The organism is Mycobacterium sp. IDUB_9 (assembly GCF_055419505.1).
Genome location: NZ_JBVAXU010000001.1, coordinates 1,047,305 through 1,065,443 on the forward strand (window position 1 = coordinate 1,047,305; position 18,139 = coordinate 1,065,443).

General features: G+C 65.8%; 21 protein-coding genes. 9 read left to right on the forward strand and 12 right to left on the reverse strand.

Annotation, left to right across the window (positions count from 1 at the left end; genetic code table 11):
• Both ACZY08_RS05070 and ACZY08_RS05075 read left to right on the forward strand, forming a co-directional pair.
• The gene (locus tag ACZY08_RS05070) at window positions 1-486 is read left to right on the forward strand and encodes an SRPBCC family protein (protein ID WP_463743474.1); all 486 of its coding nucleotides are present in this window, start codon (window positions 1-3) and stop codon (window positions 484-486) included.
• A 175-nt stretch (window positions 487-661) separates the two neighbouring features.
• Window positions 662-1,006 (forward strand): hypothetical protein, encoded by a 345-nt coding sequence (locus tag ACZY08_RS05075; protein ID WP_463743475.1) that lies wholly within the window; start codon window positions 662-664, stop codon window positions 1,004-1,006.
• Window positions 1,007-1,036: 30 nt separating this feature from the next.
• Here the strand turns inward: ACZY08_RS05075 and ACZY08_RS05080 are convergent, their stop codons facing one another.
• From ACZY08_RS05080 to ACZY08_RS05100, 5 genes are read right to left on the reverse strand one after another with little or no spacing between them, the layout of a single operon-like run.
• Window positions 1,037-1,822: an MHYT domain-containing protein gene (locus ACZY08_RS05080; protein ID WP_454793163.1), complete on the reverse strand. Its 786-nt coding sequence runs from the start codon at window positions 1,820-1,822 to the stop codon at window positions 1,037-1,039.
• Between the two features lie 41 nt (window positions 1,823-1,863).
• The gene (locus ACZY08_RS05085) at window positions 1,864-2,448 is read right to left on the reverse strand and encodes a GTP-binding protein (RefSeq protein WP_463743476.1); all 585 of its coding nucleotides are present in this window, start codon (window positions 2,446-2,448) and stop codon (window positions 1,864-1,866) included.
• Entirely contained in the window at window positions 2,429-2,794 is a 366-nt protein-coding gene (locus ACZY08_RS05090; RefSeq protein ID WP_463743477.1) for a DUF742 domain-containing protein, read from the reverse strand. Before ACZY08_RS05090 ends, ACZY08_RS05085 begins: the two co-directional genes overlap by 20 nt.
• 8 nt (window positions 2,795-2,802) lie before the next feature.
• Window positions 2,803-3,258 carry a roadblock/LC7 domain-containing protein gene (locus ACZY08_RS05095; protein ID WP_463743478.1) on the reverse strand — a complete coding sequence of 152 codons (456 nt, stop codon included), beginning with the start codon at window positions 3,256-3,258 and terminating at the stop codon, window positions 2,803-2,805.
• Window positions 3,255-5,882 carry a sensor histidine kinase gene (locus ACZY08_RS05100; RefSeq protein ID WP_463743479.1) on the reverse strand — a complete coding sequence of 876 codons (2,628 nt, stop codon included), beginning with the start codon at window positions 5,880-5,882 and terminating at the stop codon, window positions 3,255-3,257. Before ACZY08_RS05100 ends, ACZY08_RS05095 begins: the two co-directional genes overlap by 4 nt.
• Window positions 5,883-6,708: 826 nt before the next feature.
• Here ACZY08_RS05100 and ACZY08_RS05105 point away from each other — a divergent pair.
• Window positions 6,709-6,975: a hypothetical protein gene (locus ACZY08_RS05105; protein WP_463743480.1), complete on the forward strand. Its 267-nt coding sequence runs from the start codon at window positions 6,709-6,711 to the stop codon at window positions 6,973-6,975.
• Window positions 6,976-7,134: 159 nt separating this feature from the next.
• A complete protein-coding gene (locus tag ACZY08_RS05110) occupies window positions 7,135-7,944 on the forward strand; it encodes a L,D-transpeptidase (protein WP_463743481.1) in 810 nt (269 codons plus the stop codon).
• Window positions 7,945-8,071: 127 nt separating this feature from the next.
• Here the strand turns inward: ACZY08_RS05110 and ACZY08_RS05115 are convergent, their stop codons facing one another.
• Together ACZY08_RS05115 and ACZY08_RS05120 are read right to left on the reverse strand one after the other, a co-directional pair.
• Complete coding sequence (locus ACZY08_RS05115; RefSeq protein ID WP_463743482.1) at window positions 8,072-8,557, reverse strand: hypothetical protein; 486 nt, start codon at window positions 8,555-8,557, stop codon at window positions 8,072-8,074.
• 232 nt (window positions 8,558-8,789) lie between these two features.
• Window positions 8,790-9,656 (reverse strand): DUF732 domain-containing protein, encoded by an 867-nt coding sequence (locus ACZY08_RS05120; protein ID WP_463743483.1) that lies wholly within the window; start codon window positions 9,654-9,656, stop codon window positions 8,790-8,792.
• 161 nt (window positions 9,657-9,817) lie between these two features.
• Between ACZY08_RS05120 and ACZY08_RS05125 the strand changes: the two genes are divergently transcribed.
• A complete protein-coding gene (locus tag ACZY08_RS05125) occupies window positions 9,818-10,657 on the forward strand; it encodes an SDR family oxidoreductase (protein WP_463743484.1) in 840 nt (279 codons plus the stop codon).
• Here the strand turns inward: ACZY08_RS05125 and ACZY08_RS05130 are convergent, their stop codons facing one another.
• The gene (locus ACZY08_RS05130; protein WP_463744151.1) at window positions 10,658-11,506 is read right to left on the reverse strand and encodes a class I SAM-dependent methyltransferase; all 849 of its coding nucleotides are present in this window, start codon (window positions 11,504-11,506) and stop codon (window positions 10,658-10,660) included.
• A 158-nt stretch (window positions 11,507-11,664) separates the two neighbouring features.
• Here ACZY08_RS05130 and ACZY08_RS05135 point away from each other — a divergent pair, with 158 nt between their 5' ends.
• Window positions 11,665-12,810, forward strand: a complete 1,146-nt coding sequence (locus ACZY08_RS05135) for a glycoside hydrolase 5 family protein (RefSeq protein ID WP_463744152.1) — start codon at window positions 11,665-11,667, stop codon at window positions 12,808-12,810.
• 13 nt (window positions 12,811-12,823) lie between these two features.
• The gene (locus ACZY08_RS05140; RefSeq protein ID WP_463743485.1) at window positions 12,824-13,291 is read left to right on the forward strand and encodes a hypothetical protein; all 468 of its coding nucleotides are present in this window, start codon (window positions 12,824-12,826) and stop codon (window positions 13,289-13,291) included.
• A 9-nt stretch (window positions 13,292-13,300) separates the two neighbouring features.
• On the opposite strand, the gene ACZY08_RS05145 is transcribed toward ACZY08_RS05140, so the two are convergent.
• Entirely contained in the window at window positions 13,301-14,365 is a 1,065-nt protein-coding gene (locus ACZY08_RS05145; RefSeq protein ID WP_463743486.1) for an alpha/beta fold hydrolase, read from the reverse strand.
• A gap of 84 nt (window positions 14,366-14,449) precedes the next feature.
• On the opposite strand from ACZY08_RS05145, the gene ACZY08_RS05150 reads away from it, so the two are divergent.
• Entirely contained in the window at window positions 14,450-15,343 is an 894-nt protein-coding gene (locus ACZY08_RS05150; protein ID WP_463743487.1) for a LysR family transcriptional regulator, read from the forward strand.
• Here the strand turns inward: ACZY08_RS05150 and ACZY08_RS05155 are convergent.
• Window positions 15,340-15,693, reverse strand: coding sequence for a VOC family protein (locus ACZY08_RS05155; protein ID WP_463743488.1), 354 nt, complete (start codon window positions 15,691-15,693; stop codon window positions 15,340-15,342). The genes ACZY08_RS05150 and ACZY08_RS05155 overlap by 4 nt on opposite strands.
• A gap of 40 nt (window positions 15,694-15,733) precedes the next feature.
• Window positions 15,734-16,654, reverse strand: coding sequence for a TIGR03619 family F420-dependent LLM class oxidoreductase (locus ACZY08_RS05160; protein ID WP_463743489.1), 921 nt, complete (start codon window positions 16,652-16,654; stop codon window positions 15,734-15,736).
• A 111-nt stretch (window positions 16,655-16,765) separates the two neighbouring features.
• Between ACZY08_RS05160 and ACZY08_RS05165 the strand changes: the two genes are divergently transcribed.
• Window positions 16,766-17,545, forward strand: a complete 780-nt coding sequence (locus ACZY08_RS05165) for an SDR family NAD(P)-dependent oxidoreductase (protein WP_463743490.1) — start codon at window positions 16,766-16,768, stop codon at window positions 17,543-17,545.
• On the opposite strand, the gene ACZY08_RS05170 is transcribed toward ACZY08_RS05165, so the two are convergent.
• The gene (locus ACZY08_RS05170) at window positions 17,510-18,133 is read right to left on the reverse strand and encodes a TetR/AcrR family transcriptional regulator (protein WP_463743491.1); all 624 of its coding nucleotides are present in this window, start codon (window positions 18,131-18,133) and stop codon (window positions 17,510-17,512) included. The two genes, ACZY08_RS05165 and ACZY08_RS05170, sit on opposite strands and share 36 nt — an antisense overlap.
• Between the last annotated feature and the right edge of the window lie 6 nt (window positions 18,134-18,139).

Sequence of the window (18,139 nt, forward strand, 5' to 3'; positions counted from 1 at the left end):
ATGCCCGTTACCGATGTCCAACACGATCTCGACAATCTGACGCTGACGATCACCGCCGATTTTGCGGCGCCGGTACAGCGCATCTGGCAGGTTTACGCCGACCCGCGTCAGCTGGAGAAGGTGTGGGGTCCGCCGACCTACCCGGCGACCGTAGTGGACCACAGCCTTACTCCCGGCGGCCGCGTCACCTATTTCATGACCGGCCCGGAGGGCGACAAGCACGCGGGATACTGGGCAGTCACGGCCGTCGACGAACCGAAGAGCTTCTCCTTCGACGACGGATTCGCCGATGCGGACTTCAACCCGAATCCCGAGATGCCGGTGTCCAAGAACGTCTACACCTTTTCCGAACATGGCGGCGGCACCCGCGCCGTTTATTCGAGCACCTACGAGTCCGCCGAAGCCCTTCAGCAGGTGTTGGACATGGGCGTGGTCGAGGGCGCTTCGTCGGCCATCAACCAGATTGACGAGCTGATCGCACCCTGACCGGCTGGGAAACCACTTGTCGCGATACAGGATCCGGGCCGGCCTCGGCGTCGTAGTCTCAGGTATGCGTCTGCCAAGGGGTCTCGCCGGGGTAACTGTCAGTGTCGTGTTGGCCGTAGCAGTCGCGGGCTGCACGACAACCACAGGTACCCCGGTGGCGCAAAGGACCAGCGCTGTGGCCTCCGGCAGTGCCTCGACCGAACCGTCTCGCACGTCGGCCGAGACATCCGAAGCGCCGGAGCCAACCGGCGCACCGGTCGGTACCGCGGTCATGAAGGTTCTCGGTGGGAGCGCTCCGGTGACGATCCGCTACCGGATCAACGGCGGTGCGGAGCAAACCGAATCCGATGTCACGCTGCCGTGGGAAAAGCAGTACTCCGTCTACGAGAAGGTGGAGTCAGAGGTTGCCGCCGATGGCGGGAGTGCGGCGCTGACCTGCACGATCACGATGGATGGCGACAAGCTGGTGTCGTTCAAGACCGAGGTGAGGCCCGTCTGCAACTTCTCCTACTGGGGTTAGCGCCGGGCCGGCGCGCATCCCGCGAGCCGGCTACCGGTGCCGTCCGGCCGTCGCTGCGACGGGGCGTGACTCGGCTTCGTTCTCCTCGGCGTTGCGATCAGGCGCCAGCATGACGGCGGTGATCGGGACGACGAGCGCGAGCAGGCCGATCACGAAGACCGGGAACAGGAACGAGAACACTTCGGGCCCACCGGGAACCGGCATCGTGTGATCGACATCGACGCGGACGGCCGCCATTCCGGTGTAGTGCATGCCGACGACGGCGACGCCCATCACCAGGCCGGCCACGAATCGCAGACCGCGCGATTCGAGGACAAGGGTGAACCACAGCGCGGCCGTGGCGGCGACGACGGCGATCACGAAGGACAGGACGACAAGGGTGGTGTCATAGGTCATGGTGCCCTGCATCTGGACTGCCCACATGCCGGTGTAGTGCATCATGGCGACGGCGAGGCCGGTGATGACACCGCCGGCGAGCAGTCGCCGCAGATCGAAGCTGCGGCCGATGGTGATCAGCCCGACGAACACCGCGGCGATCGCGATCACGGCCGATGCGACCGTCCAGCCGAGGTGGTAGCGGACCATGCTGTTGGGGATGGCGAAGCCGAGCATCGCGATGAAGTGCATGAGCCAGACGCCCACGCCGCCGATGGCGATCGAGGCCATCAGCAACCAGCGGAGGCGATCTCGTCCATTGGTCGCCGTTGCACCGCAACGCGTGCACGCCAAACCCACGACCGATCCGGTCACCGAGACGATGTACGCCAGAAACAGCAGCCAGAGGCCCATGTCGAAATGATGTACTTGGTGGTTCATGTTGGGGTTCCTCGAGACTGTGGGACTGGCGGGCGGTGGATCTAGTGCGCTGTGGTCGGGAGGCGTTCCAGCGCAAACGAGGTGATGGCGATCAACGCGTTCTTCGCTGAATCACGTTGCCGTGCGTCGACGCGGATGATCGGTACGTTCGGCGACACGGACATCGCCTCACGTAGCTCTTCGATGGTGTGGGTCGGTGAGTCGTCGAACTCGTTGACGGCGACCAGGAACGGCAGGCTGCGGGCCTCGAAGAAGTCGACGGCGGCGAAGCTGTCCTCGAGCCGGCGGGTGTCGACCAGCACAACGGCGCCGATCGCGCCATGAACCAGGTCGTCCCACATGAACCAGAACCGCCGTTGCCCCGGTGTGCCGAACAGGTACAGCACGAGGTCGTCTGAGATTGTGATGCGGCCGAAATCCATGGCAACCGTGGTGGTTTCCTTGCCGGGGATCGCTTCGAGGTCGTCATGGCCCTGCGATGCGTTCGTGACGAGGGCCTCGGTGCGCAACGGCACGATCTCCGACACGGCACCGACGAACGTGGTCTTGCCGACGCCGAAGCCGCCGGCAATCACGATCTTCGTCGACGACACGGTGGTGCCGGAGTCAGAGTGCGCGTAAACCACTGAGGGTCCTTTCGATCAGTAGGCGCCGTTCTGCAACGGTCGAGTGGTCGGTCAATGTGGCGTGAACCCGGAGGTGGCCGCTGTCCACCAGATCGCTCACCAGCACCCGGGCCACGCCGATCGGCAGGCCCGCGTGGGCCGAGATCTCCGCGATCGACGGTCGGCTGCTGCACAGCCGGACGATGACGGCGGGTATATCGCCTGGCGCGCAGTCGAGTTCACCTGAAGGCAGCAAAGCCTCCACCGGAGCTTCGATCGGGATCTCGACCCGAGCCCGGGTGCGTCCGCCGGTCAGCGTGTACGGGCGGGCGCGGCTGGCGGTCTGCTTCTGCTCGGGTCTGTCCATGCTGAGCGTCATCGAGCTGCATGGGTGGCGCGCGGGGTCGCCTCCACGGTCTTGCCGACCCGGTCGACGAGCAGGGCCATCTCGTACCCCACCTGTCCGATGTCGCACGAGATCGACGCCAGGGTGGCGAGATACGAGCCGTTGCCGACGCCCATCAACAGCAGGAAGCCGTCGTCCATCTCGACGATCGACTGGCGCACGTTGCCGGCTTCGAACAAGCGGGCCGCACCGGACGACAGGCTCGCCAAACCCGATGTCACGGCAGCCAATTGCTCGGCACGGTCTGCCGGCAGGTGGGAGTTCGAGGCCATCAACAGCCCGTCGGCCGACACCAGGATCGCGTGTGTCACACCGGGCACGTCACGGACGAAGTTGGACACGAACCAGTCGAGGGTGCCGGAGGTGCCTGACGGCGTTGCAGCAGACCCCGCGGACCGATCGTGTGATTGCGTGCCGGTGTTCATCGATCTCCTTCGATTCGGCGGTGTGCTGCGTCGGTTTCGGCTCGGCCCCTGCGAACGCCGGCGAGTTGTCGGCTCAGGATGTCGCGGATCGCGGCGGGATCGTTGGCCCCGTTGGCCGGGGCCTGGGGTTCTGATCTTGCCTCATCGGGCACCAGGCGCGCTCCACGTTCGCGAATCGGAAGTCCGGATGCGGTGTGCCGCTTCGGTTCTTGTTCGACGGCCTTTGCTGCAGCTGCCCAGCCGGCGTCGGCGGCGCTGGACCACACCCGGTTGCGGGATTCGGGCGCGGTGGGATCCATCAGCCACTCCGAGGCCATCCGCTCGAAGATCGGCGAACTCTCCAAACTCTCCGCCTCGATGCGCGGTTGCTCGGATTCGGTAGCCGGTTCGGGTGCGCCGGCACCCGGGGCGGAAGTCCCGGAGGTGAAGTACGAAAGCGGATTGCCGCGCGGCGGACGGTCGGGTTCCTCGGCAGCTGCCGAAGACGCCGCAGCGGGGGGTGTCTTCGGCGCAGCGGGAGTGCCGGCGGGAGACCCGTTGACGCCGCTGGCCCCGGGCGAGCGTTTCGGAAGCCCGTTGACAGTGGTCCGGGCCACCGGAGCTGGTTCGTGATCCGAGGTTGCCGGTGAGCCGTCGGACTCGGCGAAGGCTTCGGTGGCGGTGCTCGTGAGTGCATTCCGCCCGTCTTCGGCGGTCCGCGGTCGCGACTCGTTGAACGAGCCGTTGCGCAGGTCGTCGAGCGACTCGTTCATTCCGATCGGTGAGACCAGCGTGCCGGGTAGATGCACACTCGCCGTCACGCCGGGCCGATCGGTCAACGCCGAGGTGGTCCGCAGCCGCACCGTGGCCTCATGACGCCGGGCCAACCGGCCGACCACGAAAAGCCCCATCCGCTTGGCGGTTTCGGAGGTCACCTCGCCGCCGAGCGCAAGGCGTTCGTTCGCGGCGGTCAAGTCCTCCTTGGACATGCCGAGTCCCCGGTCGGCCACCTCGACCAACAGGCCGGCGTCGACCGCGCGTCCCACGGTGACCAATACCGGCGCGTCCGGAGGCGAGTAGCGCAGCGCGTTGTCGAGCAACTCGGCGATCAGGTGGCCGATGTCGCCGGCGGCCGAGCCCGCGATCGACACGTCGGCCAGGTGTCCGACCTGCACTCGGCGGTACTCCTCGACCTCGGACATCGCGGCGCGCAGCAGGTCGGGTAGCGCGACGGGCGCCGACGTGCGGTGGCGTTCGACGGTATCGGCGAGGACGAGGAGATTGTCGCCGTTGCGGCGCATGCGCGTCGCGAGGTGATCGAGACGGAAGAGGTGATCCAGCCGCGCCGGATCCTCCTCGTCGAGCTCCAGCGTCTCGATGAGGGCCAGCTGTTCTTCGACGAGTGAGCGGCTTCGGCGGGACAGCGTTTCGAACATGTCGCCGATCTGCAAGCGGACGCCGTGCTCGCCGGCCAGCCGGACAGCCTGGGAGTGGATGTCGTCGATCGCGCGCGCGAGCTGGCCGACCTCTTCATCGGTGCGGAACGGCAGTGGCTGGATTTCCGGTATGCCACCGCCCTTGCTGAGTCGCTCGATCTCTTCGGGTAGCGCGACCTGCGCCACCTGAAGCGCGCCTTGGCGCAGCCGGCCGATCGACCGGATGAGTGAGCGGCCGACGGCGAGGGCGAAGACCAGGGCGGCCAGAACCGCACCGAGGATGATCGCGGTGTCACGCAGGGCGTCGGACCGCAGGGTGTTGGCGCGGTGGTGCAATGTGCCGTCGAGGTCGGAGGACAGGTCCTGCGTCATTGCCCGGTACCCCTCGACGCTCGCCCGCATCGACTCGGTGAACGCGGGCGCACGCACGCTGTCACCGTCGGGCCGGGTGTAGGTGTCGCGACGAACGTCGGATTCCCTGGACAGAGTCGTGGCCTCGTCCGTGGCCGTCAGCCGGTTGAGCCGATCGATCGCGGCCGCTTCTGCGCCCGCCGCGTCGGCTGCCTCGGTGCGCAGCTCGTCCGAATCGGCGAAGTCGGGGGCGGCGATCAGTATCCGCTGCGTCGTCAATGCGCGTTGCGCCGCGAGAGCGTCCACGAGCTGATCTGCGAGCGGGCGCACGGTGCGGTCGTCCACGGTCGCGGTGGTCGACGCGATCGCGGAGACGACGCCGGAGGCCACGTTCTGCGCGCGCTCGGCGATCACCCGCTGGGGCATCGGCCCGGATTTGATGTCGTCACGCAATGTCTTGGCGGTGGAGGATGCTGTCGTCAGCTCGCTCGCGACGGTCGAGTCGAACTCGGCGGACTTGATCAGGGCGTCGAGGGCCTTGGCGCTCTGGTCGAATTGTGCGAGCGGTTCGTCGATGGGTACACCCGAGGCGGCGGCGTACGCCAGGCTGTCGATCCGGTCGACCAGCTCCACTGCGGGGACCACGATCACTGCGTTGTCGGACGCGACGTTGAGCCGCGATGCGGCCGACAATTCGTTGTAGATACGGACTGCGCCGAACGTCGCCGCGAGGAGGATCGGCAACACCAGGGTCGCCGCCACTTTCCACCGCAGCGGCCAACTCTCGATCGACGCGCGAGACGCCCGAGCCACGGTCGGACGCGCATGTTCTCCGACGCTCGGATCATCTGCATCCACAGCCGTACCACCCTTCACCGAGCTTATTGACGTTCTGGCAGGCGTGCTCGGCCACGGGACAGGTTAAAGGATAGGTAACGATTCTGCATCGACGGGGCTAACGGCGGCGCGTTCGCTGGCGCACTTCCTTAATTTATGTAGTCGCCTACATGCAGGTTTCTTGCGAATGTAAGAAGATGCCGCAATTCTTGTGGACGCTCCCGACGGATGGCCGGGGCGAGGCGGTGAATCAGGTGAATCCGGTAGCTGGAACCCTCGGCGGCGACGATGGGACCCCCGGACGCAGACCGAGCAGCGCGTCGGTTGTGATCGGCACTCGACGACCCGCCGTATATACGGCAAACCAGAGGCCGGTTACCAGGCGGGCCGTCGCGCCGCCTCGGTGGACCTCTCGGGAGACCTGCGCCGACTCTCCGAGTCTCGTAAGTGGCGGCCCGGTTCACGCGGGGCGGGACCGCGATAATTGACGGAATCCGCTGCACTGTGAGGTGATTCGTGGCCACCACCTTCGGTGGGTGTCGCCGGTCCGGCGTTGGGCCGGGCCGGCGACACCCGGGGTCGCCGCGTTGCGTTCCTGCGACCCGGCCGGCATGCAGGGCTTTTGCGTCGCCGTGACGTACTTCGGCTTGCCCGAGCAGTCACAGCAAACAATGTCAAATTCAGGAATGTGAATTACGTCTCTGTTCAAGCTCTTTGGATGTGTAAAAGACGTTTAAGAGGGATCCTTAAGGAGTCCACGGCCAACTCGATGCACCGTCTCAGCTTGGCCGAGCACGCTTGGCACTCAGTATGAAGTGTCGTGAAGCTCCGCTGGAGGTCATTGAACATGGCGACAAAAGCTGCCGGCTCGACGGTTATCGAGTTGGCGACGCACCCATTGTGGTGTTCGTCGCAGCGGTACGCCCGTGAGCTGGCCGCGGCCAAGCGCAGACACCCGTCGTCCTGTCGGGCTGACGAACAGGGCGACGGGCTCGAGGTGGAGTCCCAGCGTCCGTCGCAGTCCGGGCTGCGAACCACCGCCCTGGTGACGCCTCTGGCGTGCGCTCGGGTCCTCACCTTGCATACCGCCGGCGGCGAGGTCGCTGCCGACTGACCGTCTACTCGGCCGTGTTCGCCGTTTGACGGCCACCGTGGCCGAACCGTGACGAACGCTTGACCGAATTGTCTACGTGTGACTACACATTCGGACAGCTGCGGGCCCATACGATGACATCGTTCAAGATCATGGGGGCATCGCAGAGAGATCGGTTTGATGCGCGCGGTTTTTCAGGGTGTTCTCGTGCTGGTCGTCGTCGCCACGACCTACTTCTCCGGGGGTAGCAACAGCGTCGATACGGCAGCGGTGAGTCTTCCGCTGACGTCGACCATCGAATCGATCGCGCCGGCCGACGGCGCCGTCGTGGGTGTGGGGCATCCGGTGGTGGTCACGTTCAAGAACCCGGTCACCAACCGCCCCGTTGTCGAACGTGCCCTCGGGCTCAAGTCGACACCGGCCCGTGCGGGCACCTATGAGTGGCTCGACGCCAATGTCGTGTCGTGGAAACCGGCCGAGTTCTGGCCGGCGCACAGCACCGTGATGTTGTCAGTGGGCGGTATGCGGACCGAATTTCAAACGGGCCCAGCCGTTATCGGTGTCGCAGACATCTCCGAGCACACCTTCACCGTGACCATCGACGGAATCGGTGAAGAGCCGCCGATCGATCTGCCGGCGCCGCACCACCTGCCGCACGCCGGCGAAGCGGGTGTGCTGCTGGCTTCCCTGGGCCGTCCGGAATATTCAACCCCGGTCGGCACATACGCCGTTCTGGGGAAAGACCGCACCGTGAAGATGGACTCGAGCAGTGTCGGTATACCCGTCGATGCTCCTGACGGATACCTTCTCGACGTGGACTACGCGGTCCGCTTCACCGAGCGTGGTCTGTTCGTGCATTCGGCGCCGTGGGCCGTGCCGTCGATGGGGCTGGACAACACGAGCCACGGCTGTATCAGCCTGATCCCGGCCGCCGCCGAGTGGTACTTCAACACGGTGCACATCGGTGATCCGGTGATCGTCCAGGAATAGCGAATCCTGCTGCGGGGCTGGCCAAAAGCGCGAAAACCAGGTACCCCGTAGCACCCGTGACATCCCAAGGCACGCAAAAGGCGCCCGGCTCGTGAGCCGGGCGCCTTTCGTAATGCCAGTGGATGGACTAGCCACCGGCTCCGTCCGCGGGACCGGGCAGCGTCGGCGTGCCGGCGACCGGACCTCCGCCGGGTGACACGGTCGGCACACCCTTACCGGTCGCGGTGCCGGCCGCTATGACGACCGGAGCAGCGATAGGCGCTGCGGGCACGGGAGCGGCAGCCGGCACGACTGGCACCGGTGGCGGTGCCAGAGGAACCGGCGGAACGCCTATCGGGGGCGGCGCCAGCGGCACTGGAGGAGGTACCACCGGTGGCGGCGCCAGGGGTACCGGAGGAACGGCGGCGGGAGCAATGCCCGCGGCTTCCACTGCCGGAGCGGCGCACACCGGTGCGCCGGGCGCTGCGCCGGCCGCGTCAACGCATTTGTATCCGCCCGTCTTGAGTGGCAGCGCCGCTGCGTACGGGCTCAGTGCCACCGCGGCGGCCACTGCGGTCAGGCAGATTCCCGCGCTGACAGCAGCCTTGACTGTGATGTGGGCAAAGGTGGTCATCCCCGATCGACTCCCTTTTTTCGTGCTGAAATTACATCGATGGAAATTGGGTCGAGCGCAACCGTAGAACTGCCCGATACCGGTGTCCATACAAGTTCTCAGATGGTTGCGGGGATGACGCGTGAGCGAGCCGCACTCGTGACCACATCGTTTCCAAACGCCGGCGTCCGCCGTGATATGGAAGGTGCGGCGTCGACGCAAACCGTGCGTCAGAGCGTCATTTTCGCAAACATCACTGGCCGAGCTGCATCAGAATGCCCTTGGCCACAAGCTGTTCGAAGCTATAGCTGAACTCGCCACGACGTCCGACCGAAAGGACGTAGCGATCCTGACCTTCGGTCAGTGGCACGGTGAAGGAGAAGGTGCAGTTGGCATCACCGCTCTTACCTGGCCCGAGGGTGGTGGTGGCCAGGACCTCGCCTTTGCCGTTCTTGACGGTGACGGGAGTAGCGGGATTGACGTCGGCGTATCCGTTTGCGCCCTGGCATTTTGCTCCGTCGGAGACGATGCCCTCCGCCCCGGAATTGTCGGTGAGTACGAAAGTGCCCGTGACGTCGGCCTTTTCGAGGATCCGGAAGCCCTGGGAGAAATGCGGACAGAAGGTGTCGACCGCGATCTTGTCGGCGAGCAGACCTTGCTGCGGTTCGCCGTCTTCCAGCCGGCGGCAAACCTGCCGTCCGTGGGCGACGGCGTTGGCGTCTGAATTGAACTGATCGCTGAGCCCGGAATCCTTCAGTGCGTTGAGATATCCGGCTTCGGGCGCGGGTGGCGGCCTGCGGCCCGCCACCATCAAGATCCAGACCACGGCCGCGGTCATCACGATGATCGTCGCCGCGGCGGTGGTCCCCAGCCAGGTCGTCCTGATGCCTGACGTCTTCAGTTCGAGGTAGTCGGGCAGCATCCGCCCACCATCCGGATCGGTCGATGCTCTTCTGCCGTCACGTACCCGATTCGTCGGATGCCCGGTGATGAAGTAGCGGCCTTCGTGGCGCGCGGTGGGGTCCGGGCGCCACCCGGTGGACGCGGACCCGTGGATCTGCCCACAGCGACTGCAGGTGTCGGCATCATCGAGTGGTGATCCGCAATACGGGCAGGTCATAGCGAGCGATCCGCCACCGGCAATCGACAACGGTTCGTCAGCGTCATCGTCGGGCCATCTGTCATCACTACCCGTTATATGCCGGTCGGTTCGGTTACACAGCGGGCCGCCGATATTGGCTGTGGGGAATGCCGCGGTGAGGGTCGTATACCGTGCTAGCCATGACACGGGTGACGGTGATCACAGGCGGCGCGGGCGGCATGGGACTGGCTACGGCCAAGGTCGTCGGTCGGGAACAGACAGTGGTGTTGTGCGATGTCCGGCAGGAGCGCCTTGACGCCGCAGCCACCGCCCTCGGGGACGTGGGGATCGCCGCCAGAATCGTCAACGCCGATGTCACCGACCGGGCCGCGGTCGACCGGTTGTTGGAGACCGCGGCCGGCCTGGGCACCGTCAGCGCGGTCATCCATACGGCCGGGGTCAGTCCCAGCATGGGCGATGCCGATTACGTGATGAGGACCAACGCTCTGGGCACATTGCAGGTGAACGAGGCGTTTTTCGCCACCGCGGCCGAAGGCGCGGCGATCGTCAACGTGGCATCTATGGCGGCGCACCTGCTGCCCGAGGAGGTCATTCCGGTGCAGCAGTTTCCGCTGGCACTGCAGGACCAGGACCGGTTCCTCACCGAAATGCTGGCCGCGTGCAGCATGGCTCCCGAAGACATGCGCTCAGGGTTTTCCTATGCGATCAGCAAGGCCTTCGTGAAGTGGTACAGCTCGTCACAGGCTGAGCGGTTCAACGCCCGCGGCATCCGGATCGTTTCGATTTCCCCGGGCTCCGTAGACACCGAGATGGGCCGGTTGGAGGAACAGGCCGGCGCGGGCGCGATGGTGGCCGATGCCGCCGTTCCGCGATGGGGCAAGGCCGAAGAGATGGCCGATCTCCTGGCCTACTGCGCCAGCGATCGGGCGGGTTACCTCACCGGCACGGACATCCTCAACGATGGCGGCGTCGTCGCCTCGATGCGGGAGCGGGCCCGGCTGGCCGCCGCAGGCGGTTAGTCAGCCGAACTCCAGCAGCGTGTAGGCGCCGCGGAACTGCTTGGTGGGCCGGAACTGCCAGAACGCCGGGAATGCGGTGCGGAAGAACCACCCGCGTCCGCTGGGCATCGGGAGATCATGCACGGCTTTGATACCGGGCACCGTGTGGGCCAGGTTCGCCAGTTCGGCCGGTGACATGCTGAACGGCATCGGCGGCACGCGGTAGTGCCGTGAAGACCGCATGCCCTTGGGCGCGAACTTCTTCACCAGTACAGGCGGCAGATCGAAGATCATCTGGCCCCCGGGAAAACGCTTCGCGCACTCGGTGATCAGGCCCACTGCCTCGTCGGGCTGCAGGTACATCAAGAGGCCTTCCGCGGTGATGAAGACACCGTCGGAGGCGTCCACCCCGTCCATCCAGTTGTAGTCCAGCGCTGACTGGGCCCGGGCGGCGATCCGGTCGGAGGAGGGCAGAAGCTGCTCGCGCAGTTCGACGATCGGCGGGAAATCTACGGTCAGCCAACGGAACCGGGCGCCGGGCAGTGCGGCGTCGAGTCGCCAGAAACTGGTTTGCAGACCTTCGGCCAACGCGACCACCGTGGCGGACGGGTGTTTGCTCAGGTACTGCAGGGCAGCCTTGTCGAAGGCCAGCGAGCGTAAGGCCATCTCCTGGCCGGTCCGGCGGCCGAACTTGTCGAAGTCACAGTCGATGGAATCGGCCAATTGGACGGCCATGGCATCATCGATGATGGGGTGGGGATGGCGGGCCTGAGCAGCCCGGCCGTTCAGGGTCAGCAGTGCGGTTTCCGAAACGCCGGTCAGGGTGCTGACCCCGACCCGCTTGGGGACCTTCTCGTCGTCCGCGTGCATCACCAGTGCAACGGTACCGGCGGATGCGGAGTCGACAACTCATCGTGGAGTTGGGATCGCTTGTGGTGGGTACCCGTCGAGCGCCACGCGTTTTACACAGGAGATGCCATTTGATTCGTAAGTTCAAGCAGGTCAACGGAAAAGACGACGGCGCCAGTATGGGCCGTCGTGCCGCGTTCAAGCTGTCGCTGCTGATCACCGCGGGTCTGTCGGTGGCCAGGGCGCCGCGGGCCGATGCGCAGATCGACGGCCACGGGGCCCGCTGGTCACCTGAGCGGGCGCACCGCTGGTACGCCGAGCAGGGTTGGCTGGTCGGCGCCAACTTCATTCCGTCGAACGCGGGCAATCAGCTGGAGATGTTCCAGCCCGAAACCTATGACCTGCAGCGGATCGACAGCGAGTTACGCATCGCCCGGTTGGCCGGGTTCAACACTGTGCGCGTCTTCCTGCACGACCAGCTGTGGGCCCAGGACCGCATCGGCTTTCAGAGTCGGCTGGCCCAATTCGTTGCTCTTTCCGCCAGCCACGGCATCAAACCGCTGTTTGTGCTGTTCGACTCCTGCTGGGATCCGTTTCCCCGGTTGGGGCGTCAGCGGCGGCCACGGCCCGGGATACACAACTCGGTGTGGGTGCAGGGTCCGGGTGCGCAGAACCTGGACGATCACCGGTACCGGCGAACGTTGCGTGAGTATGTCGTCGGCGTGATCAGCCAGTTCCGTCGCGACGAACGGGTGCTGGGGTGGGACCTGTGGAATGAGCCGGACAATCCGTCGGCGACCTACCGTGACGTGGAACGGCAGGACAAGGTCGCCCTGATCGAAGAGCTGCTGCCGCAGGTCTTCGGCTGGGCCCGGTCGGTCAATCCCGTACAACCGTTGACCAGCGGTGTGTGGGACGGCCCGTGGGCTGATCCGAAGGCGCGTAGTCGGATGGCGACACTCCAGCTCGACCTCTCCGATGTGCTGACCTTCCACAGCTACGACGAACCCGCCGGCTTCGAGGCCCGGATCGGTGAGCTGGCACCGATGGGACGTCCGATCATGTGCACCGAATATCTGGCGCGAGAGGAGGGCAGCACCATCGAAGGCGTACTGCCCATCGCCAAACGACTCAACGTCGGCGCCTACAACTGGGGTCTGGTGGCGGGTAAGACGCAGACCTACCTGCCCTGGGACTCCTGGGACCGGCCGTACCGAACACCGCCGCCGCTGTGGTTCCATGACTTGTTCCATGCTGATGGTCGGCCCTACCGGGACGGTGAGGTCCGCACGATCCGGAAGCTGACCGGACGGCCGTACCCCTGACGACGGGATTGTCATGACGGGTGAGAAGCGCACCGCGCTGGCACTCTGGTTGTTCTCCCTGGCGTTGCTTTTCACCGCATGCTCGACACCGGACGCCACGTCCCCCGGGGACAGGTCGTCGGGAGATCAGGTCTCCGCGGCGACGGCCGCCGAGTTCGGCGACGTGGCTCTGCCCGGGGGAGCCGAGGTGTTGGACACAGATTCAGACTCGGGCATCGACACCCGCTACCGGTTGGCGTTGCGGATGAACGCCGCACAGTTACGGGAGTTGTTGTCGCAGTTCAAAGAACAGCCCCAGGCCTCGGAGATCCCCCGCACCACACCGGTGATCGCCGGACCGCAGTTGTCCGATGCGCCGAATCCGCTGTATGCCCAGGATCGGGTCACCACCAAGGCCGGGCGGACGGTGTACCGCGACATCATCGTCGACGAGCGGTCGCCCGATGAGGTGTACGTGCATCTGTCGATATTTACCACCTGAGCGGTGACCTCAGCGGCCCATGCGGCTGACATCAGCGATGGCGGCGACAAACTGTTCCGGTGCTTCCTGGGGCACGTTGTGCCCGATGCCGTCCAGGACGCGGTGTTCGTAGGGCCCGGTGTAGAGCGCGCGGTACCCGGACCCGTCCTTGGCCGCACCGTCGAAGTCGGAGCCGATCGTGATGGTCGGCACGGTGACGGGCGGCTTTCCGGCCAGCCGTGCTTCGTCGGCGTCATAGCGGGCTTCGCCGGGAGCCAGGCTGAGCCGCCAACGGTAGTTGTGCACCACGATGTCGACATGGTCGGGATTGTCGAACGCTGCAGCGGACAGCTCGTAGGTGGAATCGTCGAAGTGCCACAGCGGTGAGGCCTTGGTCCAGATCAGCCGGTTGAACTCTCGGGTGTTCTGGCGGTAGCCGAGTTCACCGCGCGGGGTGGCGAAGTAGTACTGGTACCACCAACCCAATTCGGCCTCCGGCGCCAGCGGCTTGAGGTTGGCGGCCAGGTTGACGGTGATGTAGCCGCTTACTGCGACCAGTCCTGCACAGCGTTGCGGCCAGAGTGCGGCAACGTTGTTGGCGGTGCGCCCACCCCAGTCGTATCCGCCGAGCACGGCGTCGGGGATGTCGAGCGCGTCCATCAGCGCGATGACGTCCTGGGCCAACGCCGCCTGCTGGCCGTTGCGCACGGTGCCGGCGGAGCGGAACGTGGTCGAGCCGAACCCGCGCAGGTAGGGCACGATGACGCGGAAGCCCTTCTCGGCGAGCAGCGCCGAGGCGTCGGCGTAGCTGTGGATGTCGTAGGGCCAGCCGTGCAGCAGGATCACCGGAGGCCCGTCGGCCGGCCCGGCTTCGGTGTATCCGACGTTGAGATCGCCTGCGTCGATCTGTTTCACCGGGTTCAGGGTGTGCGTCGGTTTCGCGGGGATCCCGGCCGGCGATCCCGACGACGGTGCCGGAGTGGCGGGTGTGCCGCAGGCCGCCAGTGTCGCCGCCCCGGCGGCGGCCGCCGTGAGGAAGCCGAAATTCCTTCTGCTCAAACCGTTCACCGTTGCTGCTCCTTGTCGCCGGCTCATACCGTCCATTCCACCGTCGTTTGTCCATCAAGTCCAACGATTGGATCTGATCAGCCCCATCGACAACATAGATAGAATGACACGGTGGAGTTACGACAGATCGAACACTTCATCGCAGTGGCCGGCGAGCTGAGCTTCACCCGCGCCGCCGAACGCGCGCATGTCGTGCAGTCGGCACTGTCGACGTCGATCGCGAAGCTGGAGCGCGAACTCGGCGTGGAATTGTTCGACCGGTCGCGGCAACGGATCAGCCTCACCGCCGCGGGGGAGTCCTTCCGGCCCCACGCCTACGAGGTGTTGCACGCAGCTCGTGCGGCCACCGAATCTGCCGGTCAGTTCCGCGGGGCTCTCATGGGCACAGTCGAATTCGGTTCGCTGATCTCGTATGGGCCGGTCAATGTCGCCGGTGCGCTCGGCGATTTTCACCGGGCCCACCCGTTCGTGCGGCTGCGGTTGCGGTTGAGCCAATCGGGCGCGTCGGCCTACCTGGCGGCCCTGCTGGAGGGCTCGCTGGATCTGGCCCTGGTATCGCTGCCCAACCGGTTCCCGGCACAGCTGGACATGAAGCTGCTGTTCGAGGAGCCGATGGTGTTCGTGTGCCGTGACGACCATGGCTTGGCGCGCCGTCGTCGCCTCGATCTGGGTGATCTGGCCGGGGAGGACCTCGTCGGATTCCCACCCGAATTCGGGCTCCGGCGCCTGATGGACGAGGCGTTCCACCGCGCCGGCGTGCAGCCGCAGACACAGTACGAGGTACCGGCCGGATTCGCCGCGATCGCCGAACTCGTCGGCAACGGTCTGGGCACGTCCTTCATGCCGGCGTCCGAGGCGCGGCGCTTCGGTGATCTGCGGGCTGTCGCGTTGCGCGACCCGGCGCTGTGGCAGGTCTATCTCGCCGCCCCGCCGGCGGTCCGGATGACACCGGCTGCGGCGCGGCTGGCCGAAACTCTGCTCGCCGCAGCGGCTTCGGCGGGCTAGCGGGCCAGCGGGCTGTAGAACACCAGGCCGTTGCCCTTGTTGTCGTAGACCACGGCTCGGCGCTCGTGGGCATCGTCATACGGGTGCTTGATGATTCCGCCGCCACTGGCCTCGATGGCCTTGGCGGCACCGTCCACGTCGGCGGTCTTGATCCCGACGACCACCTGCCCGGGGATCGGGTGGTCCACCGCGGTGGCCAGGGCCAGAGTGAGGGATCCACCGTCGAGAGCGGCGAAGTGGGCGCCGTCGCGGAACTTCAGCGCCATTCCCAAGGTCTCGCTGTAGAACCGGATCGACTCATCCAGATCGTCGGTCGACAGAATGATCATCCGCACGTCGTGGTCGCTCATCAGTTACCTCCTATGGCTGAACGCTTTCAGGTTAGGGGTATCAGGGCACCTTCGGTCTGATCTCCTCGATCACCCACTGGGCATAGTCGAGATATTCGGCGACACCGCTGACGGCGGGCAGCGGCACGGCGCTGACGGTGACGCCTTGCTCCGCCAGCCAACACAACCGGTCGACGATTTCCTGGGCGCTCATGCCGGACCGGGCATCGGGATCCTCACGCACGGCATGCGCCTCGCCGACCCGTCTGGTCGCCATGCCGTGCACGACATCGAAGTCACGTTCGCCGTATTCCGGCTGCGACTTGATGAACGCGATCCGCTCGGCCAGCTTTTCCGGAGGGGTGAGAAACGACCACCACCCGGTGGCATACTTCGCCGCGCGTCGGAGCGCCCCGTCCGCATCCCCGCCGATCCACACCGGAAGGTGCGGTTTCTGAATCGGTTTGGGTTCGACGGCGATGTTGTCGAAGGACACGTACTGGCCGTCGAACCGCGGGTTCTCACTGGTCCAGAGCTCGATGATGGCCGCCAGGTACTCGTCGGCAATCCGTCCCCGTTCGTGAAAGGGAACGCCGAGTAGCTCGAATTCCCGTTGCAGCCAACCGACTCCGAATGTGACCATCATCCGCCCACTGCTCATCCAGTCGGCCGTGGCCAGTGACTTGGCGAGGATGAGCGGATGCTGGAGCGGCAGCACCGTGATGCAGGAGTTGAGCCGTATCCGTGAGGTGGCTCCCGCAAGGTAGGCCTGTGCGACGGTGGACTGCAGATAGTGCGGCCCGGACAACTCGACGTGTTCACGCGGGATGGCGAAATGCTCGGGCACGGCGATCATGTCGTAGCCCAGCTCGTCGGCCCGCTTCGCCATCCGGGTCTGATCGGCGCCGGTGACTTCGGCTTCCCACGGCTGCATCGTCGCTTTGAGTCGCAGCATGTGGGGCAGGTTGAAGATGAATTTCACCCGGGCTCCGTTCCGTCTTGGATGCGTCAGCGTGCAGAACTCTACATACATAGAGACTCTGTGCGGTAGGTTGTCGGGAATCAAGCCGAACCACAGGAGAGCTCGCCGACGATGACATTGCAATTCGATCTGTCGCACCGGCGGGTGTTGATCACCGGTGCCGGCCAGGGTGTCGGCCGGGGTCTGGCCGAGGCGTTCATCGCGGCCGGGGCCACGGTATTGGTCAACGACCTCCGCCCGGACCGCGCCGAGGAAACCGCCGCTTCGTTGCGTGAGGCGGGAGGCGATGCGGTGGCCGTACCGTTCGACGTCACCGACTACGACGCCGTCACGCAGTCGATCGAAAAGGCCGGGCCCGTCGACATCCTGGTGAACAATGCCGGCAATGCCGGAGCCGAGGGATTTGCCGCGCGGATGCCGTTCGCCGAAACGTCACCCGGAGACTGGAACCCCTTCCTGCAGGTGAATCTGTACGGCGTGCTGCATTGCACGCGTGCGGTGCTGCCGACGATGGTGGAGCGGCAGTGGGGCCGGGTCGTCACGATCGTCTCGGACGCCGGCCGGACCGGGGACGCCAGCGGCGCGGTCTATGCGGCGGCCAAGGCCGGTGCCGCGGGCCTGACGCGGTCGATCGCGCTGGAGAACGGCCGCCACGGCATCACCGCCAACAACATCGCGCTGGGCACCATGCGCACACCGCTCACGGAACCGTTGTGGGCCGAGATGGGCGACTCCCCGCAGGCCAAGGCGATCCTGTCGCGCTACCCGATCCGCAGGCCCGGCATGCCCGAGGATGTCGCCTACCTGGCGGTGCTGCTGGCCAGTGACCACGGCTCGTGGATCACCGGCCAGACGCTACCGGTCAACGGCGGCTACTCCTTCGCGATGTGAGGTGGCCGGGGCCGCGGCGACGATCGCGGTGATGATGGCGTGGAGTTCCTCGTCGGAGTTGATGGTGCGGTCGCCGCGGGCGAGGGCCAGCATCAGGCCGCTGATGAAAGTCAGTAGTACATAAGCCTTTTCGTCGATCAATGCCGGATCGGTATCGGCCCGGCAGAGACCCGCCACCACGTTGCGGTGCAGTTCGAAGAACCGCTGCTGATTGTGGCTGAACGCTTCGGCCAGACCGGCATCGCGGCTCGAGGGCATGACCAGCTCGTAGCGGGCCTTGCTGCGGACCAGGCGCGCCCCGGTACCCGATCGGATCACCAGCCGGGCCAGGCCGCGCACGTCGCCATGGGTACCCGAGCCGGTGGCCGCGGTGAGATCGGCCAGGTCGAGATCGGCGATGCGGTTGGCCGTCGCCCGTACCAATGCCGCGCTGGTGCGAAAGTAGAACGACGTGGTCCCCTCGGCGACCCCCGCCTTGCGGTCGACCTTGAGGTGCGTGACGCCCTTGATGCCCTCGCGGGCCAGCAGACTGATTGCCGCGTCGCACAATTCGCGTCGCCGCTGTTCGGGGTTCTGTTTGCCCGCCACGCTGTA